The organism is Streptosporangium nanhuense, from assembly GCF_059358815.1.
The window spans coordinates 1-22505 of the sequence record NZ_JCADBG010000007.1 but is presented as its reverse complement, the minus strand read 5'-3'; the positions used below and the strand labels follow the sequence as shown (position 1 = coordinate 22505).

At 70.4% G+C, this 22505-nt stretch carries 15 protein-coding genes and 1 tRNA gene; 6 read left to right on the top strand and 10 right to left on the bottom strand.

Features of this window, described 5'->3' with window-relative positions; all coding sequences use genetic code 11:
• Positions 1–147 precede the first annotated feature (147 nt).
• Both AC5L38_RS15295 and AC5L38_RS15290 read right to left on the bottom strand, forming a co-directional pair.
• On the bottom strand, positions 148–708 hold the full coding sequence (locus tag AC5L38_RS15295; protein WP_495243452.1) for a hypothetical protein: 561 nt from the start codon (positions 706–708) through the stop codon (positions 148–150).
• A gap of 170 nt (positions 709–878) precedes the next feature.
• Complete coding sequence (locus tag AC5L38_RS15290) at positions 879–2186, bottom strand: M20/M25/M40 family metallo-hydrolase (protein ID WP_495243451.1); 1308 nt, start codon at positions 2184–2186, stop codon at positions 879–881.
• A 166-nt stretch (positions 2187–2352) separates the two neighbouring features.
• Between AC5L38_RS15290 and AC5L38_RS15285 the strand changes: the two genes are divergently transcribed.
• Positions 2353–2441: transfer RNA gene (locus AC5L38_RS15285), tRNA-Leu, on the top strand.
• On the opposite strand, the gene AC5L38_RS15280 is transcribed toward AC5L38_RS15285, so the two are convergent.
• Entirely contained in the window at positions 2420–2725 is a 306-nt protein-coding gene (locus AC5L38_RS15280) for a hypothetical protein (RefSeq protein ID WP_495243450.1), read from the bottom strand. The genes AC5L38_RS15285 and AC5L38_RS15280 overlap by 22 nt on opposite strands.
• Before the next feature lie 502 nt (positions 2726–3227).
• A complete protein-coding gene (locus AC5L38_RS15275) occupies positions 3228–4100 on the bottom strand; it encodes an aldo/keto reductase family oxidoreductase (protein WP_495243449.1) in 873 nt (290 codons plus the stop codon).
• A 181-nt stretch (positions 4101–4281) separates the two neighbouring features.
• Here AC5L38_RS15275 and AC5L38_RS15270 point away from each other — a divergent pair, with 181 nt between their 5' ends.
• On the top strand, positions 4282–5145 hold the full coding sequence (locus tag AC5L38_RS15270; protein ID WP_495243448.1) for a LysR family transcriptional regulator: 864 nt from the start codon (positions 4282–4284) through the stop codon (positions 5143–5145).
• A 316-nt stretch (positions 5146–5461) separates the two neighbouring features.
• Here the strand turns inward: AC5L38_RS15270 and AC5L38_RS15265 are convergent, their stop codons facing one another.
• Together AC5L38_RS15265 and AC5L38_RS15260 are read right to left on the bottom strand one after the other, a co-directional pair.
• Positions 5462–7354 carry a protein kinase domain-containing protein gene (locus tag AC5L38_RS15265; RefSeq protein WP_495243447.1) on the bottom strand — a complete coding sequence of 631 codons (1893 nt, stop codon included), beginning with the start codon at positions 7352–7354 and terminating at the stop codon, positions 5462–5464.
• Positions 7351–9315: a serine/threonine protein kinase gene (locus tag AC5L38_RS15260; protein ID WP_495243446.1), complete on the bottom strand. Its 1965-nt coding sequence runs from the start codon at positions 9313–9315 to the stop codon at positions 7351–7353. The genes AC5L38_RS15265 and AC5L38_RS15260 overlap by 4 nt, the downstream gene beginning before the upstream one ends.
• Before the next feature lie 1112 nt (positions 9316–10427).
• Here AC5L38_RS15260 and AC5L38_RS15255 point away from each other — a divergent pair.
• A complete protein-coding gene (locus tag AC5L38_RS15255; protein ID WP_495243445.1) occupies positions 10428–13271 on the top strand; it encodes a carbohydrate-binding protein in 2844 nt (947 codons plus the stop codon).
• Between the two features lie 93 nt (positions 13272–13364).
• Here the strand turns inward: AC5L38_RS15255 and AC5L38_RS15250 are convergent, their stop codons facing one another.
• The gene (locus AC5L38_RS15250; RefSeq protein WP_495243444.1) at positions 13365–13952 is read right to left on the bottom strand and encodes a TetR/AcrR family transcriptional regulator; all 588 of its coding nucleotides are present in this window, start codon (positions 13950–13952) and stop codon (positions 13365–13367) included.
• Positions 13953–14108: 156 nt separating this feature from the next.
• Here AC5L38_RS15250 and AC5L38_RS15245 point away from each other — a divergent pair, with 156 nt between their 5' ends.
• A complete protein-coding gene (locus AC5L38_RS15245) occupies positions 14109–15128 on the top strand; it encodes an aldo/keto reductase (RefSeq protein WP_495243443.1) in 1020 nt (339 codons plus the stop codon).
• A 208-nt stretch (positions 15129–15336) separates the two neighbouring features.
• Here the strand turns inward: AC5L38_RS15245 and AC5L38_RS15240 are convergent, their stop codons facing one another.
• On the bottom strand, positions 15337–16341 hold the full coding sequence (locus tag AC5L38_RS15240; protein ID WP_495243442.1) for a glycoside hydrolase family 11 protein: 1005 nt from the start codon (positions 16339–16341) through the stop codon (positions 15337–15339).
• 606 nt (positions 16342–16947) lie between these two features.
• On the opposite strand from AC5L38_RS15240, the gene AC5L38_RS15235 reads away from it, so the two are divergent.
• Complete coding sequence (locus AC5L38_RS15235) at positions 16948–17979, top strand: polysaccharide deacetylase family protein (RefSeq protein WP_495243441.1); 1032 nt, start codon at positions 16948–16950, stop codon at positions 17977–17979.
• Between the two features lie 122 nt (positions 17980–18101).
• Here AC5L38_RS15235 and AC5L38_RS15230 read toward each other — a convergent pair whose 3' ends face one another.
• Positions 18102–19853 (bottom strand): cellulose binding domain-containing protein, encoded by a 1752-nt coding sequence (locus AC5L38_RS15230; RefSeq protein ID WP_495243440.1) that lies wholly within the window; start codon positions 19851–19853, stop codon positions 18102–18104.
• An 811-nt stretch (positions 19854–20664) separates the two neighbouring features.
• On the opposite strand from AC5L38_RS15230, the gene AC5L38_RS15225 reads away from it, so the two are divergent.
• The gene (locus AC5L38_RS15225; RefSeq protein ID WP_495243439.1) at positions 20665–21852 is read left to right on the top strand and encodes an endo-1,4-beta-xylanase; all 1188 of its coding nucleotides are present in this window, start codon (positions 20665–20667) and stop codon (positions 21850–21852) included.
• A gap of 169 nt (positions 21853–22021) precedes the next feature.
• Here the strand turns inward: AC5L38_RS15225 and AC5L38_RS15220 are convergent.
• A partial coding sequence (locus AC5L38_RS15220; RefSeq protein WP_495243438.1) for a cellulose binding domain-containing protein occupies positions 22022–22505 on the bottom strand: 484 nt, incomplete at its 5' end.

Genomic DNA, 22505 nt, shown 5'->3' with positions numbered 1-22505 from the left:
CGGCCGTCACGAGGAATGGGGATTGCCTTTTCTGCCGCCTGCTGATCGCTCACCGAACGGAGCGGTTCTCCTGGGGATGGAGGATGAAGGCAGGCTCCGCGACCGGCGGATCACCCGAAAGGGGATGGGCCGGTCCGTGCGACGAGATCAGTCAGGAGAGAAAGAAGGGTCGTCCGCCGCTGTGCGGACGACAGGGGGGAGCACGAACGCCGGCGGGACACGCCGCGTCGTCTGCCGCGGGTCGTAGGAGAACCACGCGACATCTCCCGGACCCGATCCTGGGAGACCGGATCCATTGCCGCTCTGGGGCACGAATCCATTGGCGCCAGAGCCGTGCTCGACGGTGGCGGGTGCCGGGAACCCCGGCCTGGACTGGCTGGTGAGCCCGTCCACACCGCGCCCCGCCATAGCCTCGGCGTTGTGCGTCGCCGACAGCCCGCCGCTGACCGTGGGGAAGACATCGGCCCTGACGGCCGATCCGGAGGCGGCTGTGTGAGGGGTCTGGGAGCGGGCCTCTCCTGTCGTCGCGGTGGTGTCCGCGACCGCGGGAGCGGCGCCGATGAGCCCGAAGACGACCGCGAGCAGCCATGCGGCGGCCAGGAGACCGCCGACCGCGAGGGCTCGCCTGACGCCCCGCCGAGTGCCGGCCGCGAACCGCGCCATCCGGTCAGCCCGGTCGGGGATCGTGTCGTCGACGGGAAGGGTCACGGGCGCGCGTCGGGCAGCGGGCGAGGACGCCCTCCACTGCCCGTGCGGCACACGTGCCACGTGACCTCCCCAAAGCTCCTGGACGGGCCCGTTCGGACACGAGCCATCCCTCGACGGAGAGTTACGCTAGCACCACATCGAGTTAACGCAACGCGTTTCCCGGGAACGGCTCAGCAGCCGTCCAGGAAACGGTCAAGGACCCTGACGCCGAACTGGAGCGAATCCACCGGAACCCTCTCGTCGATGCCATGGAACATCCCGGAGAAGTCCAGGTCGGCGGGGAGCCGCAGCGGCGCGAACCCGAACCCCCGGATGCCCAGCCTGCTGAACGCCTTGAGGTCCGTGCCCCCCGACAGCGTGTACGGCACGGCCAGCGCGCCCGGGTCCTCGGCGAGGAGGGCGTCGGCCATCGCGCGCACCAGGGGCCCGTCGAAGCCGGTCTCGATGGCGATGTCGTGGTAGACGAACTCCCTGGTCACGTTGGGGCCGAGCAGCCCGTCGAGCGTCTCGAAGAACTCGTCCTCGTATCCCGGCAGGAAGCGGCCGTCCACGTGCGCGGTCGCGGTCTGGGGGATCACGTTGGCCTTGTAGCCGGCCTCCAGCATCGTGGGGTTGGCGGTGTTGCGCAGCGTGGCGCCGATCATCCGGGCGAGCGGCCCCAGCTTGGCGACGGTCTTCTCCGCGTCGTCCAGGTCGAGTTCCAGCTCCAGGGCCCTGGAGGTCTCCTCCAGGAACGTCCTGACCGTCCGCGTCATCCGCACCGGCCATTCGTACCGCCCGATGCGGCCCACCGCCTCGGCCAGCTCGGTGACCGCGTTCTCGGCGTTGAGCATAGAGCCGTGCCCGGCCCTGCCGGTGGCGGTCAGGCGCATCCAGGCGATGCCCTTCTCAGCGGCCTCGATCAGATAGAGCCTGCGCGCCTCGTCGATGGAGACGCTGAACCCGCCCACCTCGCCGATCGCCTCGGAGCACCCGTCGAACAGGTCCTTGTGCTCGTCGGCCAGCCACTGCGCGCCGTACTTGCCGCCCGCCTCCTCGTCGGCGGTGAACGCCAGCACCACGTCCCTCGGCGGGCGGCGGCCCTCGCTGAGCCGCTGCCGCACGACCGCGAGGATCATCGCGTCCATGTTCTTCATGTCGACCGCGCCGCGCCCCCAGACGCAGCCGTCGGCGATCTCGCCGCTGAGCGGGTGCCGGGTCCAGTCGCCGGCGTTGAAGGGGACGACGTCCAGGTGCCCGTGCAGCAGCAGGGCGTCACGGGAGGAGTCCTCTCCCGCGATGCGGGCGACCACGTTGGCCCTGCGGCTGTCCGACTCCAAGATCTGCGGCTCCAGTCCGACCTCGGACAGCTTCTCGGCCACGTACTCGGCGGCGGCCCGCTCACCGGGCCCGGAGTTGTCGCCCGCGTTGGTCGAATCGATCCGGATCAGGTCGCGGCACAGCCCGACGACCTCGTCCTCAGCGTTGATCGCCGTCATGTGGACTCCTTGGGGTTCGGTACGGCTTCCACCTCCCATCCTGCCGTCGGCCTCCCCTTCCCGGCACCCCGCCCGTGCCCGCCCTCTTACCGATATGACGCCGGCTCAAGAGTTTGCTAACCTAAGTCCGCCGACGCGGGATGACGGTCCAGCGTGCAGGCACCACGTCCGGGTGGCGGAATAGGCAGACGCGCTAGCTTGAGGTGCTAGTGCCCTTTGCGGGGCATGGGGGTTCAAGTCCCCCCTCGGACACCAGCCAAATCCCAACGGGATTTGCCAGACGGTGCGGGATCGAGGTTCACCTCGGCCCGCACTTTCTTGTTCTCGGGATCGAATTCGGCGCGCAGGCCGATGCTTCGATAGACATCGCTCTTCCGCTCCGCGGTCCCCTCCCGCAGGGTCCTCACCATGTCTCCCAGGTTCTCGATGGTGCGGACGATCAGTTCTCTTGTGATCTTCGGCTTGCTGCCGGACTCATACAGTGCGGCCACGGCCCTCGTGCGCTCGCCCTGGGTCTGCTTGATCCACCCGGCGACCACGACAGGATCTCCTCCGACGTCCAGAGCCGCCCTGTACCGCTTGAGCCTGCGGTCACAGTCAGCATCCGGAGTGATGTGGCCAGAGCCCTTGTCTGCGTCGTACAACTTCACTCGACCCGTCGCCATGCCACTCCCCTCCGATAGCTTTTAGTGGCATTACAGTCACTTGAGGTAATCACGGGGGGATGGCAAGGCCCCCGCTCGGGTTACCCCAACGACCCCGAGCGGGTCCCGCTGCTGGCGAGTTCCTCAAGTGACCCCGGCCCGGCGGTTCGGTTGTTCCCCAAGACGTCCCAGATCAGAACAGGTCTGGCGGCTGGCGACCATCGGTCAACGGCAGCCCGGCTTGCCGTGTCGGCCGCCCCTCGGACTCGACCGCGTTTCGGCTGGGCAGGACGCTGGAGCGGGTTCAGGAGACGTCACTTCGACGGTGACCAGGCCCGGCCGCACGCCGCACAGCGCATGACGTACCCGGTCTGCCGCCCCCAGCTCTTTGGTCCTGCTAGCGGCCGATCTTGTCCAGCTCGGCGAGGTCCTCGTCGGAGAGTGAGAGTCCTGCGCCGGCGACGTTCTCGCGCAGGTGTGCCACGGACGAGGTACCAGGGACGAGCAGGATGTTCGGCGTCCGTTGCAGCAGCCACGCCAGGGCGACCGACATCGGTGTCGATTCCAGCCGGGTGGCCACGGCGGTAAGCGTCGCGGACTGCAGCGGGGTGAAGCCGCCGAGCGGGAAGAACGGCACATAGGCGATGTTCTTGGCGGCGAGCTCGTCGATCAGTTCGTCGTCGTGGCGGTAGGCGAGGTTGTACAGGTTCTGCACGCATACGATCGGTGCGATTGTCTGCGCCTCAGCGACCTGCTCTGCGGTCGCGTTACTCACTCCCAGGTGTCGGATCAGGCCCTGCTGCTGGAGTTCGGCGAGGGTCTCGAATGGTTCGGCCAGCGAGCCGGGCCGGGGCCCCTGGGCGTCGCCGAGCCGCAGGTTGACCACGTCGAGCACATCGAGGCCGAGGTCCTCCAGGTTCTCGTGGACGGCGCGGCGCAGATCCTCGGGCTTGCGGGCGGTGGGCCAGCCGCCCTGCTGGTCGCGGACCGCACCGACCTTGGTCACGATGTGCAGCGATGCGGGATAGGGGTGTAGCGCTTCACGGATCAGCCGGTTGGTGATGCGTGGCCCGTAGGCGCCAGCAGTGTCGATGTGGGTGATCCCGAGCTCGGTGGCCTCCCGCAAGACGGCGAGCGCGCCGTCGTGGTCGGCGGGCGGGCCCATGACCCCGGGGCCGGCGAGCTGCATGGCGCCGTAGCCGAAGCGGGTGACGGTCAGGTCGCCCAGGGGCCAGGTGCCACCGGGCAGTGAGGCAGATGGTGTGTTCATGGCTGTGTCTTCCCTGCTGAGCTGGATATTCCAGAGGGCTGCGTGTCGCGCCCGTGCCGGGCACCGGCGCGGGCTTCGCTGCTCCGCTACCGTCGATGTTCGCCCGTCCGGCAGCAGCACAGCCAATACCGAAACGACACCCTGTGATACCCGGCAGGTATCACCGGTTACGCTGGCGGGCATGGAGACCTTGGAGACCCGCGAGCTGAGGTATTTCCTGGCCGTCGCGGAGGAACTGCACTTCGGTCGTGCCGCCGAGCGCCTGAGCATGGCCCAGCCGCCTCTGTCCCGGGCGATCCAGCGGTTGGAGCGGCAGCTGGGGGTCCGTCTGCTGGAACGCAACCGCCGCGGCGTCGCCCTGACCGGCGCCGGTGAGATGCTGCTGCACGAGGGCCGCGCGGCCCTCGACGCGATCACCGCCGCCGCGCGCCGCACCCGCCGTGCCGACGACGACGGGAGCCCCGGCGGCCGCCGCAACCGACTGGTGCTGGCGGTGAAGGCCGCCGCGTCCCACGAGCTGCTGCACAAACTCCTCGACGCCTACGCGGCCGAGCCCGACGCCGTTGAGGTCGAGGTGCTGCCGAGCGGCACGTGCGAGCAGGGAGAGATGCTGCGCGACGGCCGCGCCGACGTGGCACTCATGCACGCACCGTTCAACTCCCTCGCCGGATTCGACAGCGAGGAACTGCTGACCGAAGGGCAGATCGTCATCCTGCCCGCCGGACATCCCCTCGCCGCGCGCAAGACGCTGTTTTTGGCCGAGGTCACCAGCATCCCGGATTTGCCGCTCGCCCGCTGGTCCCGCGATGGCACCTACCCTCCCGGCCCGGGCCCCGAGATCAACGACCAGACGCAACTGGCCCAGCTGATCGCCCTCGGACGCACCGTGGCAATCTTCCCCGACTCCGCCCGCGCCTGGCTGTGGGCCGAACACACCGCCGTCCCGCTGATCGACGCGCCCCCCGTCGTCACCCACATCGCCTGGCCCGCGCACAGCCGCTCCCTCGCCCTCGCCGGCCTGATCCGCACGGCTACCCGGCTGTAAGCCCACATCCGGTAGAGCGTCTTCCCCGGAGCGGGAGATCGCGCCGCGACAGCAGCCGCTCCAACTTGGTCTTGGGTCGCGGAAGGTGCGGTCATGGTCGTCCTCGCGCGGGAGACGGTGTTCCCGGCGGCGGGGCGCCGCCGGGAACACCGCTGCGCCGGCGAGGCCGGAGGGCCGCCTTGGGTTCAGGTGGCCGGGTGTGGCTGATCTTCACGATGCCCGGATCCGCACGACCTGGTCGCCTTCCCCGCGGTAGGTCCTCACGGCCGACGGCCGGTGGCGGTCCCCCTGCGCGTCACGTCCATGCCGGACGTGGTCAGCGGGTGCCGGGGACGAACTGGGGGATCCAGCGTTCGGAGGCGGCGCGTGAGATCTCCGCGAGGTGCCGTGTCTCGCCGCCCCGCCGGTCGGTGGCGACCAGCCGGTACGGCTCGGCGCCGTGGTCGAGCACCAGCACGCCGTCCTCGCCGTACCAGCCGTAGACCTGGCGTGAGAGGGCCGGATAGCGGCCCCTGGCCTGGCCGGTCGCGGTGTCCCAGGCGCACAGGGTGCCCTCGCCGTCGGGACAGCGGGTGAGGATTCTCGTGCCCGACGGCGAGAACGGGTCGCCCAGGCTCACCGGTTCGCCGACGTCGCGCATCTCGCGGACGAGCCGGCCGTCGAGGGCGTGGAAGCGGACCCCCGTCCCCGAGGCGTGCGCGACCGTGGTGCCGTCGGGGCTCCAGAAGTAGTGGTCGTCCTCGCCGGAGTCCTCGTCGGCGGGCACGGTGACGGCTCGGGCGGTGCGCGCGGCCACGTCCACGATCACGAACCCGCGCGGGCGCCTGGCCTCGCCGGTCTCCTCCATGGTGGTGAGCACCAGCCGGCGCCCGTCCCTCGACCAGCGCGGCTGGTACGCGCCGACCGGCCGGCTCGTGGTGGGGATCGTGATGGTCCCCTCCGGGCTCGTGATCTCGACGAAGTCGCGCGACCCGTCGGCGAACTTGTTCCTGGTGATCATGGCTGTCCTGTCCCCGGACGGTGCGGCGGCGGGCTCGCGAAAACGGGCCACCAGGCGGAACCCGGCCGCCGCCCGGGCGTAGGCGCCGATGGAGCCGGACTCGCGCGTCATGTAGCTGCCGAGCCGTACGGGGTCGCCGGGTCTCTCGTACAGGACGACGTCCGCGCCGGGCAACCGCTGCGACGAGGAGGGGGTTGGCGGGGCGGCGCTCGCCGGGGCGGCGGCCGGGGGTGCCTGCCCGCCGTTGAGGCCGTGGTTGAGGCCGTACAGGACGGCCGCGGCGGACAGGGCGAGGGCCGCGACCGCGCTGACGGCCGCCACCGCGCGGCCCCTCCCGCGGGGCGCGCCCGAGGCGATGGCAGTGGCCTCCGCCAGCAGCGCCTCGGACGGCAGGTCGCGGCCCAGCAGCCGCAGCAGCGCGTCGACCGCGGAGAGCCGCCGTGCCGGATCCTTGACCAGGCACGCGGCCACCACCTCGCGCAGTCCCGAGGGCAACGCGGAGAGGTCGGGCTCGCGGTGCAGGACACCGTAGAAGATCACCGGGAGCGCGTCACCGGGAAACGGCGGGCGCCCGGTCGCGGCGAACACCATGGTGCCCGCCCACGCGAACAGGTCGGAGGCCGGTCCCGCCGAGTTGCTGCCGAGCTGTTCGGGGGCCATGAACGCGGGCGTCCCCACCAGCTCCTCCACCGTTTGGGTGGCCCGCGTGACGCGTGAGATGCCGAAGTCGATGACGCGCGGGCCGTCGGGGCCCAGCAGGACGTTGCCCGGTTTGAAGTCGAGATGCGCCACACCGTTCTGATGGATCGCGGCCAGCGCGGTCAGCGTCCCGACCGCGAGCTGGAAGAGCGGGGAACCGGCGAGCGGCCCGCGCTCGGCCACGGCCGTGGCCAGGGACGACCCCTCGATGTACTCGCTGACGAGGTACGGCAGGCGCCCCTCCGTACCGGAGTCGAGGACCCGGGCGGTGCAGAACGACGCCACCCGCCGGAGGATCCGGCCCTCGTCCTGGAAGCGGGCCAGGGCGTCGGGGTCGTCCAGGCGGCGCAGCAGCTTCACCGCGACCCTGCCGCCGCCGTCGCCTTCGCCACCGCCGTCGCTGTCCGCCTCCCGTGCCAGATAGACCACGCCCTGGCCACCCTCGCCGAGCCGGCCCAGGAGCCGGTAACCGCCCACCTGGTCCGGGTCACCGGCGCGAAGGGGGGTCATGGGGTGGACGCGAAGTCCATCAGGAAGTCGAGGACGCGCTTGGCGGGGATGTCCGCGAGCACCCGCCGCACCTCGCCGTCGAAGCCGATCACCTCGTAGCGGCTGTTCTTGCCCCGGGGCTTGACCACGAGAAGGTGTTCCTCGCCGAACCAGGCCTGCGGCCTGGCGACGTCCTCCGACGTGCCGGTGGGGACCACGGCCAGCCGCTTGCCGGTGCGGGCGTCGTACACGCACACGTTCTTGGGGGTGCCGGCGCACACGGCGAAGTACTTGGTGCCCGAGGGCGAGAGCCAGTTCCCCCGGCTGACGGTCGGTCCCAGTTCCTCGGGCGACCTTCGCAGCTCGCGCCCGGTCTCGGAGTACCAGATCGCGCGCAGGACGCTCGGGCGCCTCGGGTCCGGCGCGGCGACCCTGACGACCTCCTTCCCGTCGGCCGACCAGGTGAAGGAGCTGACGTCGGGGCCCTTGCCGAGCGGGACCTCGTAGGCGGTCCTGGTCGCCAGGTTCGCGATGACGAACCCCTGCGCGGCCGACGCGCCCGGCGTGCTGTCGTAGAAGGTGAGCAGGACCCGCTCGCCGTCCCTGGACCACACGGGCGCGACCACGCCGACCGGTTTCCTGCCGACCTCGACGTCGAACTGCTCGCCGTTCTCCTGGCTGACGAACCGGACATGGTCGGTGTTCACGCCGCCGCCGAACTTGGCCCAGCTCACCATGGCCGTCCACTTGCCGTCGGGTGAGCGGACCGGCTGGTACAGGTCATCTGTCTTGCTGAAGGAGTCGCCGTCGGCGTCCCTGACGTAGGTGGCCTCCGTGCCGGGGGCGAGGTATCCGGCCAGCAGGACCGGATCGTCCGGGTTCTCGTTGAGCACCGCGCCCATGTCGGGTAACTCCACCCTGCGCGTGGCGGGCAGCACGACGTCGGGCCTCGGGGCGGCCGAAGTCGCGCCCGCCGAGGTCGCCGGGGTGGCCGGGCCCGACCGGGCGGGGACCGCCGACCGCCGCTGCTCCGGCTCGTCCCAGGGGGCGGCCACCAGCAGCACGGCGCCGCCCGTCGCGAGTGCCAGGACCACCGCCCCGGACGCGATCCACACGGGCCGCCGCCACGACCGGGCGGGTGTCGTGCCCTCGGGCCGGCCGATGTGCCGGGCCACCTGGCTCGTGTCCTGCCCCACCAGGCGGAGCAGCACCTCGTCGGCGGTGGGCCGGCGTCCGGGGTCGGGCGAGAGGCAGGTGCTCACCACGTGCTGAAGGCCGGGACCGACCGCGGCGAGGTCGGCGGGCGCGACGGCGGCCACGCCCGCGCCGAGACGCGCGGCCACCTCGGTCGGCGTCGTGCCGAACGGCGGCCTGCCGGTCGCGGCGTACACCACGCAGGCGGCCCACGAGAACAGGTCCGAGGCCGGATCCGGCCGGTCGGTGGCCGAGGCGTGCAACCGCTCCGGCGCGGAGAAACCTATCGAGACGGCCGAACTGGTCACCGCGCCGGCCGCCGGGACGGTGAAGGGGCGCAGGCCGGTCAGCCGTGCCCCGCCCTCGGCCAGCACGATGTCGTCCGGGCCGACCCGCGGGTGGCCGAATCCACTCCGGTGGATCGCGGACAGCGCGGTGACCGTGGCGAGCGCGAGGCGGTGCAGCTCGTCGCCGCGCAGCGGACCCTCGCCGGCCACCCGCCGGGCCAGGGTGGGGCCCTCGACGTGCTCGGTGACGAGGTACGGCCTGCCCTCGTGCAGCTGAGCGTCCAGCACCCGGGCGACGCCGGCGGACGGTATCCGGCGCAGCACCTCGGCCTCGTCGAGCGTGCGCCGGGCGACCGACCCGTCGGGATCGTCGCCGACGTCCAGGAAGGTGATGACGACCGGCGTGCCGTCGGGCCCCGTGGCGAGGGCCGTATCGGTGGATCCGTTCTCGTCGGGCGTCCTGGTGATCCGGTAGACCCCGACCAAGTGACCGTCTGACACAGCGTCCCCTGACTTCAGCCTGACAAGAAGATCCTCCTTGGCCCGACCGGCCGGAGGCAACGGTGGCGGGGAACGGAATGATTTCTCGGGGGTCGCCGTCGCGGGAACGCGAGGACCGCCGGTGGTTTCCTGGATGGACGGCGAGGGTCCACGGCCACAGCCTGGAGTTTCGACCGATAACGCTGGACTTTCGTCGCTAACCGACGAAAGTCCGACGAAGTCGGCCGTAACATCTAGACAGTCTGTACGTAACATTTTAAGATCGCACCAGAATGACAAAATAAGCCGTAAAAGTGGCGAAAGTTCAGGAGGTGCAGCGATTTGCGACTGCAGCACCGCACCTTCGTCCCCCGCGCGGCACGAGGTCGCTGTCCGAAGCCGAGATCGGCGACCGGCCCGGATCACCGCGTGTGCGCGCGGCCGCCGGACCGGATCGGCCGGGAGCGAACCACCTCACCCACAGGGCCCGCCGTACGGCGGCGGCCGGGCTTCCACGGCCCCGGCTCACCCCGTACCCGTACCACCGCATCTGATGACGTGGCTTCCCCGGTCGCGGTGATCAGCTGATCCACACCCCCCACACCCCCCTCGAAGAACGGCCTGGAGGTCGTCTCATGCGACTGCTGATCCGCCCCACCGTGACCTGCTGACGGCGGGCGCGGCGCCAGGTGGTGCCGCGCCGCCGGCACGAGGGAGATGGCCGGGCCGGCGGGGGCGTACGCCGACCGCCCCCGCCGGCCCGGTCTCGCTCGTCACCCGCCGGCGGAGACCGACGGGCGCCGACGACACCGGCGCCCACCGGTCACCGGCCTCCCCGGACGGCGAGCGGGACCCCCCTCGCGTTCCCGCGCACGCTCACCTTCGTGCCGCGCTCCGACACGTCCGCTCGCGGCCGGCTGAAGCCTCAAAACCTCGAAGCCTCAAAACCTCGAAAACTCGAATACGAGGTGACTCACAACCCCTGACAGAGACCTGTTGACTGTTTTACACATAAGGGTCACAGTTTGTCCGAACGACGTCGCTGAGGGATCTCCCCCCGCCTCTCCGCGTCGTTGGCGTGATCGGCGCACGCCTGTATGGACTCGTACTACAGGAAGCGAGCACCACCGATCATGTTGAGAAAGCTAGTCGCATGCGTCGCCGTACTGGCGACCGCACTCAGCCTGGGCCCTCCGGCCGCACAGGCCGCGCCGAGCACCGCGTCGAAGGCGGCGTCGAAGGCCGCCGCGGTCGCGGCGCCCGGCTACACGCAGGTGACGCTGGCCAAGGGCGTGGCGGAGACCGGCGAGCCGATGGGCCTCACCGTCCTGCCCAACCGGGGCGTGCTGCACACCTCACGCGACGGCGTGATCCGCTACACCGACGTGCTGGGCAACACCAAGGTGGCGCTCACCATCCCGGTGTACACGCACGACGAGGAGGGTCTGCAGAGCATCAAGGCCGACCCGAACTTCGCGACGAACCGGTGGGTGTACGTCTACTACGCGCCGCCGCTGTCGACCCCGGGCGGTGACGCCCCGGCCTCGGGCACGGCGGCCCAGTTCGCCCCGTTCAACGGGGTGAACCGGCTGGCCAGGTACACGGTCAACGCGGACCACACCCTCAACGCGGCCTCCGCGGTCACCGTCCTCGACGTCCCCACCAGCCGCGGCATGTGCTGTCACGTCGGCGGCGACATCGACTTCGACGCGGCGGGCAACCTCTACCTCTCCACCGGCGACGACACGAACCCGTTCGACTCCGGCGGCTACACGCCGATCGACGAGCGGACCGACCGCAACCCGGCCTTCGACGCGCAGCGCACCTCCGGCAACAGCAACGACCTGCGGGGCAAGGTTCTGCGGATCAAGCCGAGCGCGGGCGGCGGCTACACCGTCCCGTCGGGCAACATGTTCCCGGCGGGCACCGCGAACACCCGGCCCGAGATCTACGCGATGGGCTTCCGCAACCCGTTCCGGATGAACGTGGACAAGGCCACCGGCACGGTCTACCTGGGTGACTACGGGCCGGACTCGGGCACCGCCAGCGCCACCCGCGGCCCGGCGGCGTCGGTCTCGTTCGAGCGCATCACCCAGCCCGGCAACTACGGCTGGCCGTACTGCTCGCAGTTCAACGTGCCCTACGTCGACTTCACGTTCCCTTCCGGGCCCTCGGGCTCCGCGTTCAACTGCGCCGGCGGGCCGACGAACAACTCGCGCAACAACACCGGCATCACCCAGCTCCCGGCCTCGCGCGCGGCCTGGCTGCCGTACGGGGTCGGCCAGGACCGGTCGGAGCTGTGCTGCGGAAGCTGGTCGCCGATGGGCGCCCCGGTCTACAACTACAACGCCGCGCTCGTCTCGGACGTGAAGTTCCCGGCGTCGATGAACGGCAAGGTGTTCATCAGCGAGTTCGGCCGGCGGTGGATCAAGACGGTCACCCTGAACGGCAGCGGCGGGGTGGGCACGATCGAGCCCTTCCCCACCTGGACCGGCACGCAGGTGATGGACTCGGAGTTCGGGCCTGACGGGGCGCTGTACGTGCTCGACTACGGCACCGGCTGGTTCGGCGGCGACGCCAACTCGGCCGTGTACAGGATCGAGTACAACTCGGGCACCGGCCAGGCCCCGATCGCGGCGATCAGCGCCAACCCGAAGGCCGGCAACGCGCCGCTCACCGTGCAGTTCAGCTCGGCCGGGACCACCGACCCGGACGGCGACCCGATCACGTACGCGTGGGACTTCACGACGAACGGCAGCACCGACTCGACCGCGGCCAACCCGTCGTTCACCTACACGGCCAACGGCACGTACACGGCGACGTTGACGGTGAGCGACAACACCGGTCGCAGCGCCACGGCGAGCACCACCATCAGCGTCGGGCAACCGGTGGTCACCCTCAACCTGCCGCTCAACGGGCGGGTGTTCAACTTCGGCGACGCGGTCCCGTTCCAGATCAGCGTCACCGACCCGAACGCCCCGACCGTCGACTGCAGCCGGGTGAAGATCAACTACATCCTCGGCCACGACAGCCACGGCCACCAGATGACCAGCGCGACCGGCTGCTCGGGCACCATCCAGACCCCGGTGGACGGTGAGCACGACGCCAACGCGAACATCTTCGGCGTCTTCGACGCGGAGTACACCCCGGTCGGCTCGACCACCGCGGTCCACGCTCCGCAGGCCGTCCTGCAGCCGCGGACCCGCCAGGCCGAGCACTTCAGCGCCCAGCAGGGCGTGCAGGTAGTGGCGAAGCCCTCGGCCAACGGCGGCAACGCGATCGGCTACGTCGAGAACGGGGACTGGATCTCGTTCACGCCGTACAACCTGACCGGGGTGACGTCGTTCACGGCCCGGGTCGCGTCGGCCGGCGCCGGTGGCACGCTCACCCTGCGGGCCGGTTCGGCGACCGGGACGGTGATCGGCACGGCCACGGTCGCGCCGACCGGCGGCTGGGAGACCTGGGCCAACGTCACCGGCACCGTGACGCCGCCGTCGGGGACGACGAACCTGTTCCTCGTCTTCACCGGTGGCGCGGGCTCGCTGTTCGACATCGACTCCTTCACGTTCGCCAGCGGTGGCACACCGACGTCGAACCTCGCGCTGAACAAGACGGCGACGGCGTCCAGCGTGGAGGCGGCCGCCTACCCGGCCTCGGCCGCGGTGGACGCGTCGGCGACGACCCGGTGGGCCAGCGCCTTCTCCGACCCGCAGTGGATCCAGGTCGACCTGGGCGCCACGTACACGATCAACCGGGTGCGCCTGGTGTGGGAGGCGGCCTACGGGTCGGCGTACCAGATCCAGACCTCGCCCAACGGCACCACCTGGACCACCGCCAGGACGGTGACCGGCGGCAACGGCGGTGAGGACGACAACACCGGCCTGAGCGCCTCCACCAGGTACGTGCGCATCTACGGCACCACCCGCGCCACGGCGTGGGGCTACTCCCTGTTCAGTTTCGAGGTCTACGGAAGCTGATCACCACGGCGGGCCCGGCCCGCCCTGTCAGGTAACGCCGCCGCGGGGCGTCCGTACGTCGGACGCCCCGCGGTGTCGTCTCAGTGGAGGCTCTCAGCGGAGGCGCAGTCCCGCGACGAGGAGCGCGACCATGCGGCGCGCGTCGTAGCGGGGGTCGTTCTCCGCGCCGATGCAGAGGTTGCCGACGCCGCGCATCAGGTCGTGGGCGGCCACGTCGGGGAGGGTCTCACCCGCGCTGGCGGCGGCGTCGAGCAGCCGGGCGCACACGGGGAGGAGACGGTCGAGGAAATAGGCGTGCAGGGTCTGGAAGGCGGCGTCGTTGGACTGCAGCGCCCCGGCGAGACCGTGCTTGGTGACCAGGAAGTCGACGAAGAGGTCGATCCACCGCGCCAGGGCGGCGTGCGGTGTGTCGCTGCTCGCCAGCAGCGCCGGCCCGGCCTCGGCGCACGCCTCGACCTGGTGCCGGTAGACGGCGACGATGAGATCGGCCCGCGTCGGGAAGTGGCGGTAGATCGTGCCGACGCCGACGCCGGCCCTGGCCGCGATGTCGCGTACCGGCACGTCGACGCCGGAGGCGACGAACGCCGCGGCGGCCGCGTCCAGCAGCGCCTCCTCGTTGCGCCGGGCGTCGGCCCGCTTCCGCGGGACCGGCGCCCCCGATCCGCTGTCGATGTCGGCCATCGCGCCGCTCCCTCCGTCACCCCGCTTGACAAACGGAACCGTGTTCCGCATATTGGTTAGCGGAACACGGTTCCGCTTGTCCAGGATGCCAGAAGAGGCGAGCCACCACCAAGCCGGGCATCGCACACTCACCTCACCTCCCCAGGAGGAACAGTCATGCAGTACCGCACCTTGGGCCGCACCGGCGTGCAGGTCAGCACCCTCGTACTCGGCGCGATGAACTTCGGCGCCCTGGGACGCACCACCCAGGACGAGGTCACCGCCATGGTCGACGCCGCCCTGGAGGGAGGGATCAACCTCATCGACACCGCCGACATGTACAGCCAGGGCGAGTCGGAGGAGATGGTGGGCAAGGCCATCGCCGGCCGCCGCGACGACATCGTCCTGGCCACGAAGGCGAGCATGCCGATGGGTGACGAGCGCAACCACCGGGGCGGTTCGCGCCGCTGGCTGGTCACCGAGCTGGACAACAGCCTGCGCCGCCTGGGCGTCGACCACGTCGATCTCTACCAGATCCACCGGTGGGACCCGGGCACCGACGACGAGGAGACGCTGTCGGCCCTGACCGACCTGCGGCGCGCGGGAAAGATCCGTTACTTCGGCTCCTCGACGTTCCCCGCGTACCGCATCGTGCAGGCCGAGTGGGCCGCCCGGGAGAACCACCTGGGCCGCTATGTCACCGAGCAGCCCAGCTACTCGATCCTGCAGCGCGGGATCGAGGCCCACGTCCTGCCCGTGACCGAGCAGTACGGGCTCGGCGTGCTGGCGTGGAGCCCGCTGGCCTCGGGCTGGCTGTCGGGCGCGGTCCGCGAGGGCCGAAAGATCACCACCAGCCGCTCGGCAATCCTGCCGGAGCGCTTCGACATCGCCGTCCCCGCCAACCGGGCCAGGCTCGACGCGGTCGAGCGGCTGGCGGCGGTCGCCGACGAGGCCGGTCTGACGATGATCCAGCTCGCGCTCGGGTTCGTCACCGCGCACCCCGCCGTGACCAGCGCGATCATCGGTCCCCGCACCATGGACCACCTGCGCTCCCAGCTCGCCGCCGCGGACACCGTGCTCTCCGCCGACGTGCTCGACGCGATCGACGCGATCGTCGCCCCCGGTGTCGACCTCGCCCCGCACGAGAAGTTCGACACGCCGCCCGCCCTGCTCGACGCGACGCGGCGACGTCGCTGAGCGCACCCCGCACCGCGCCGCGCCGGTCACCGACGCGCCCCGTTCCCGGCCACGGACTCGACCGGCGCGGCCGTTTCGGCCACGGACTCGACCGGCGCGGCCACCGACGCGGCCGTCGCCCTCGACGGCGCGGCGGCGGTGGGCCGTCGCGCCGTGAGGGCGGTGTCCGGATGTGCCGGATGTGCTGGATGTGCTGGATGTGCCGGGGTCAGCCCGCGCTGCAGGAGACCGTCGGCCAGGTCGAGTTGCCGTTGCGCTGGATCGTCACGCCCCAGTTGTTGCCGCTGCCGTTGGGCCTGGCGGTCAGCACCTGGGCGCTGGGGTAGCTGGCGCTGACGTTCCAGGTGGAGAGGACCTTCGCGGGGGACGGGACGTTCATCGTCACGGTCCAGTTGCTCGAACCGCTGACCGCGACGTTGAGGTTGTAGCGGTCGCTCCACTGCTCGCCCGCGGAGAGGGACGCGGTGCAGCCGCCGCCACCACCGCCACCGCCGCCTCCACCACCACCGCCGCCGCCGCCGGAGGAGCCGCCGATCGTGATGTTGGAGTTCCCGCTGCTCTGGTAGCCCTCTGTCGCGAGGATCATGTAGTCGTGGTTGCCCAGGCTCATGCCGTTACGGGCCCAGGCGTCGAAGTGGTTGCCCGAGGTTATGGTGCCGCCCGTCTTCTTCGACTGGCGGACGCTCCAGTACTGGTTGAACGTCCTGTTGCCCTCGATGGACGGAGCGTTGTACCGCGTCGTCTGGTAGATGTCGTACGTGCCGCCGTCGCTGGTGACCGTGCCCTTGTACGTCCCGGTGGGCCGGTAGGTGCCCCAGTTGTCGACGATGTAGTACTCCACCAGCGGGTTTCTCGTCCACCCGTAGAGGGTGAGGTACGCGTTGCCGGACGGGTTGAAGCTGCCCGAGTAGCTCACGCTCCTGCGCCCGCCGGTGCTCCAGCCCTTGCCGGCGACGAAGTTCCCGGTGTTCCTCCACGAGGTGCTGTAGTTGCCGCCGGACCCCAGCTCCATGGAGACCGTGTTCTGGCTGTCGGTCCAGAACGAGAAGAAGTAACCGTTGTTGGTACCGGTCTGGTTGGTGGTGATGGCCGCGTAGGCGGGGCCGGGCAGCACCGCCACGGCCATGGCCAGCGCCACGGCGCAGACACGGCCGACGAGCGATCTGGTACGGCCACGCCCTCGGCTCTTCGAGGGGGCGGGGGCATCGTTCATATGCGCGTTTCCTCCTGGTTAAGGCCGGTGAAGGCCGGTGAGGGCCGGTGGGGGCAGGCAGCGTGACACGACTCGCGGGGCGGGCGGTGGCCGAGGTGACGTCCACCGCGCGTCGGGGTCGTACAACGCGGCAGGGCCGGCCGGTCGTCGCGCGGTCGCGACCGGAGGACCAGGCCGCGCGGCGGGTGACCCGGATCGACAGCGGTTGGGGCCTGTCAATGGTGAGAGTGTGGGTTTGGCACGCCTGACTGTCAACAACTTTCAGAAATATATCGGAAATACGATCTTGATTTTGATTACCGCGCAGGACGTTTTCCCTGTTCATCAATCCCGCCCGGCCGGTCGCGTTTGGAATCGACCGATGAAAACAGCTGTCTCATGATCAGAATCTGGCCAATGTATCCGAAAGCTTTCGATGCTTTCTTGACAGGTTTCGTGGCGATACACAGAATGACTCACCAGACAGGCCCGCTCACCTCACCCGGGTGACCGGCGACGAGACTCAGGGCTCACCCTGGCTCCGCGCATTCCGTACGCGTTACGCCGCGACCGTGCGCGTGTGCGTCCCCCCGTCCTTACCGATCGATGTTCCACTGGAGGAACAGAGTGATCGACAACGCAACCGTCACCGGCGGAAGCCGGTTACGCCGCTCACGCATCCGGAGCTCGCTCGTGATGGGCCTTCTCACCGTCCTCGGCGCGGCGCTCACCGTGACCTCGTCACCCGCGGCACAGGCCGCCGACTGCGGCGCCGGGTATGTCGGGCTCACCTACGACGACGGCCCCAACCCCGGCAACACCGCCAACCTGCTGAACGCCCTGCGGCAGAACGGCCTGCGGGCCACCATGTTCAACACCGGGCAGAACGCTCAGAACAACCAGGCTCTGGTCCGCGCCCAGCGGGACGCCGGCATGTGGATCGGCAACCACAGCTACACCCACCCCCACCTGGTGAACATGAGCGGTTCGCAGATCCAGTCGGAGCTGCAGCGGACCCAGCAGGCCATCCAGCAGGCCACCGGGACCGCGCCCAGGCTCTTCCGGCCCCCGTACGGGGAGACCAACGCCACCCTGAGGTCGGTCGCGCAGCAGCTCGGCCTCACCGAGATCATCTGGGACGTCGACTCCCAGGACTGGAACGGCGCGAGCACCGCCCAGATCGTGCAGGCCGCCGGACGGCTGCAGAACGGCCAGATCATCCTGATGCACGACCAGTACGCGACGACGCTCAACGCGATCCCGCAGATCGCCGCGAACCTGAGGAGCCGCAACCTGTGCGCCGGCATGATCTCGCCCTCCACCGGCAGGGCCGTGGCACCTGACGGCGGCACCCCGACCCCCTCGCCGACGCCGACGACCTCGCCGGGCGGCGGCTGCACGGCCACCGTCACCGCCGGCCAGCAGTGGAGCGACCGGTTCAACCTGTCGGTCAACGTCTCGGGAAGCACCAGCTGGATCGTCACGGTGACCCTGCGCAACGCCCATCGGGTCAGCAGCACCTGGAACGGCAGCCCGACCTGGGACGGCAGCGGCAAGGTCATGACGATGCGCCCCAACGGCAGTGGCAACACCTTCGGCTTCACCGTGATGCACGGCGGCGACTGGACCTGGCCGGCGGTCTCCTGCCGGGTGGGCTGACCCCTCGCTTTCGGCCGGCCGCCGGCACGGTGAGGGTGGTATCGCCGATGCCGTGGACCGGACGAAGGACGCCGCCGCTCCCCCTCACGCGGGGGGAGCGGCGGCGCGTCGTCGTCATCGGGTCAGGAGACTCCGCATGTCAGTACCGGTGTGGCGGCGGTGCCGTTGGCGGTGAACCCGAACGTGGTGGTGGCGTTGGCGGCGAGGCCGCCGTTCCAGGTCTCGTTCCGGACGGTGACGGCCGCTCCCGAGCCGGACCGTACGCCTCCCCACAGCTGGTTGACGGCCTGCGAGCCGGGCCAGGTCCAGCTCACCGTCCAGCCGTTGACCGCGCTGGAGCCGGCCCGCACGGTGACGTTGGACTGGAAGCCACCGCTCCAGTCGTTCACCGTCTGGATCGTCGCCGTGCACCCACCGGGGCCGGGAGTCGGCGTCGGCGTGGGGGTCGGCGTGGGCGTGGGAGTGGGCGTAGGAGTCGGCGTGGGAGTCGGGGTCGGCGTGGGCGTGGGAGTCGGGGTGGGCGTGGCGCCGATCACGACGGTCGTGAGGGAGCGCGGCCTGAGGGTGACGGCGCCGCCCGTGACCGTGGCGCTCGTGAGCGAGTTGGAGTTGTCGGTGACGTAGGCGGTGGTACCGCCCTGCAGGCCGTCCCAGGTGACGGCCGAGTTGCCGGTGTTCAGCACCCCGACGACCTTCGATCCGTCGGAGTTGAGGAACGCCGACACCTTCAGCGACGAGTTGCTCGTCGACGTGCCGAGCCGGACCGCGCCCGGCCGGATGAACCGGCTGTACGCCGCCATCGCCCACAGCCGCTTGGACACGCGGTAGGTCCGCGCCGCCGGGTCGATCTGGATCAGCGCCCGGGTGGCCCCCGAGGAGCCCCCCAGCCAGTAGATGTAGCCGCTGACGTTGCCGACGGTGAGAGCCTGATGGATGGCCTGGGCCACGGTGAAGCCGTCCTGGCCGCTCCCGTCGTCCCAGCTCTCGTTCCAGGTGCTCCCGTCGGGGCCCCATTCCGACATCCAGCTGCGCTTGTTGCCGGGTTGCGGGCTCGTTATCTGGCTGGCGTAGGTGTGAGCCGTGTAGGTGGACACCCAGCGGCGGGCCTCGGAGTCCGCCTCGATGGCGTTGGTGTACGCCTTGCCCTGGTCCCAGCCGAAGGAGTCGCAACACGCGATCTTGACGTCGGGCGCGATCGGGCCGAGGACCTTGACGAAGGCGGCGGCCTGGGCCGGGGTGAAGCGCATGGACTCGTAGGTCGCCGTGTAGTCGGGTTCGTTGGTGAACCCCAAGTCCGTGATCTTGATGCCCTCCTGCGCGTAGAACTTCGTGTACTGCGCCAGGTAGCGGGCGTAGGCCGCGCTCCACTCGGACTTGAGGGTGCCGCCGTTGTTCTCGCTCCCGTTGTCCTTCATGTAGCCGGGGGCGCTCCAGGCGTCGGCGTAGAAACGCTTCAGGCCGTACGACTGCGCGACCTTGGCCACCCACACCTGGGCGCCGTCGTCGCCGTCCCACACGTATTTCGGCGACGCGCTGGGACCGCCCGGGTTCTGCGGCTGGATGGAGACCATCTTGTCGTACGGGCTGCCGACCGGCGAGGCGCCGATGCCCAGGCGCAGGATGCTGAGTCCCGCGCCGCTCTCGCGGTCGAACCACAGGCGGAAGACGTCGTTCTGCTGCGCCGTCGACAGGTTGCGCAGCAGCTCACCCCGGCGGAACGCCGTGGAGACGCCGAAGCCGTCCATCTCCTGGTAACGCACACCGTCCGAGACGGTGATGACGGGCGCGGCCGCGGCCTGCCCTGTCGCGGCCTGCCCTGTCGCGGCCTGCCCTGCCACGGCCACCAGCGAGGTGCCGAGAAGGGCGACTGCCATGACGATCCGTACCACGGACCCTCCCGAGATCGTGCCATCCGGATGCTGCCGGCGGGCGAAGCTGGTCTGGCCGGGGCGGCCCGGCGGTTTCCGCGGCGGTTCGTCCCGCCGCGCACCTGGCTCGCCGACGAGAGTGCCCTTCTTTGTCGCCACCGCCCCGAGCGTGGTCACCGCGACGGACGCCGCCGGCCCGAGAAGGGCGGTCACCGCATGTTTGCGCTAACAATCGAATGAAGGCGTACGTCCCGCTCGGCACCCAAGTGTGGGAAAGGCCCAGAAAGGTGTCAAGGACATGGCTGGAAAGTTTCGGGCGGCTCGCCGCCACACGGACGCGGCCATTCGCGAACGGCACATTCCCAGCACGGAAGATATTCGCCTCTCCATCAGCGAAAACCCGGCGCGTGAGATCGAGGTCGTTCAACGGCGCCGCCCGGCCGCCGGAAGACCGGCGATTCTGAAAGTTTCACCTCCCGCGACGCCCCGCCCCCGGCCCGTCGAGGTGCGGCCGGGCCCGAAGGGCGCCGGTGAGACGGGTCCGACGCCGGAGGCGCGACCGCGGCCGCGGTACGCGTTCCGATCGCGGTACGGGACGAAGAGGCCGGTGATGACGTCTTGGAGCGCGCCCGCCGGCCACCCGGGACCGGGCGGCCGCGACGCCGCCGATGCCTGACGGCCGGACGTCCCCGCCCGCCGAGTGTTTTTGAAGTGTTTCGGGGTTCCGGTATTGGCCTTTCCTCTTGGGGAAAGGTTTAATACGATTCATTTCGCTGATGAACCGAAAGTTTCGGGGGGCCGATCCCGAAGGAGTTCTATGAAGCGTTTCCTGACCGTCGGTGCCACCACGCTCATGCTGGCCGGCACGCTGAACGCCGTTCCCGTCCTGGCCGAGGAGCGGCACCCCACGGTCTCCGAGCAGAGCCTGCGCGCGCTCGCCGCCCGCCACGGTCTCGCCATCGGCACCGCGATCGACCTGGACACACTGAACGACGCGGCCGATCCGCAGTACCGCGCGCTCGCCGCCTCGCAGTTCTCCTCCGTCACCGCCGAGAACGCCATGAAGTGGGAGTCGCTCGAACCCACCCGCGGCACGTACAACTGGGGCCCGGCCGACGAGCTGATCGAGTTCGCCCGCAAGAACAGGCAGCAGGTCCGCGGGCACGTGCTGGTCTGGCAGAACCAGCTGCCGGCCTGGCTCACCCAGGGCGTCGCCGACGGGACGATCGGCAAGGCGCAACTCCGCGACATCCTGCGCGATCACATCACCACCGTCGTCAAGCGCTTCAAGGGCAAGATCTCCCACTGGGACGTCGTCAACGAGGCGGCCAGCGACCCGTGGGACACCCCGTCGTCGATCCACCTGAAGGGCTTCTGGGCGCAGCACCTCGGCCCCGGCTACATCGCCGACGCCTTCCGCTGGGCCCGCGCCGCCGACCCGAACGCCCTGCTGTTCTACAACGACTACAACATCGAGGCGTTCGGCGACCGCGGCCCCTCCGACAAGACCTGGTACGTCTACGACATGGTCAGGAAGCTGCGCGCGAGCGGCGTCCCCATCGACGGCGTGGGCAGCCAGGGGCACCTCGGCACCCAGTACGGCAACTTCGACGCCTTCCAGGCGCTCGAGGTGCTCGACGCCTTCTCCGGCCTCGGGCTCGCCACGGCGTTCACCGAGGTGGACGTGCGCAGCCAGATGACCGAGGGCGTGCGGGCGGGCGACTCCAACGAGATCAACCCCCGCCTCCAGGCGTCGGCGGCGAACCACAGCGTGCTCCTTCAGGCGTGCCTGGCCAACCGGCACTGCCTGTCGTACACCGTCTGGGGATTCACCGACAGGCACTCCTGGGTGCCCGGCTGGTTCACCGATCCCCCGGAGGGCCTGGCCACCCTGTACGACGAGTCCTACCGGCCCAAGCGCGCCTACAACACCGTCAAGGCGGACCTGGTCTTCTCCGGGCCGCCCCACGTGCTGCCGAGGCTTCCGCAGAAGCCCCGGCGATGAGCGGGCGGCGGGGTGTCCGCCGACTCGGCCACCCCGCCGCTCCCTTCCAGGAAAGACCGTTCCCCCGACGTGGAAGAACCGGCTCACCCCCACGGGGGTGGGGGTGAGCCGAGGACGTGACGAACGGGCCGGGCCGTGGGAACCACGGCCCGGCCCGTTCCGGATCGGGTCAGGGACTGGTGCAGGTGGCCGTGGGGGCGGCCGCGGTGCCGTTGGCGGTGAAGCCGAAGGTGGTCGACTGACCCGCCGCGACGGAGCCGTTGTACGCGGCGTTGCGGACGCTCACGCTGGAGCCGGACACGGTGTGCTGGCCGCTCCACAGGCTGCTGATGCTCTGCCCGCCGGGCCAGGTCCACCGTACGGTCCAGCCGTTGACCGGCGCGCTGCCCGCGCTGACCGTCACCGTCGACTGGAAGCCGCCCGGCCAGCTGTTGGTCGTCGTGACCGTCGCCGAGCACGCCCCCGGACCCGGGGTCGGGGTGACGGTCGGCGTGGGCGTCGGGGTCGGTGTGGGTGTGGGCGTCGGGTCGGGGTCGGGGTTGGGGTCGGCGGCGTTGAGGGCGTTGAGGACCGAGGTGTAGGCGGCCTTCTTGTTGCCCGAGGTGTCGAAGAGCAGCGGGCTGGTGTTGGCGCCGAGCCAGGAGTCGCTGTCG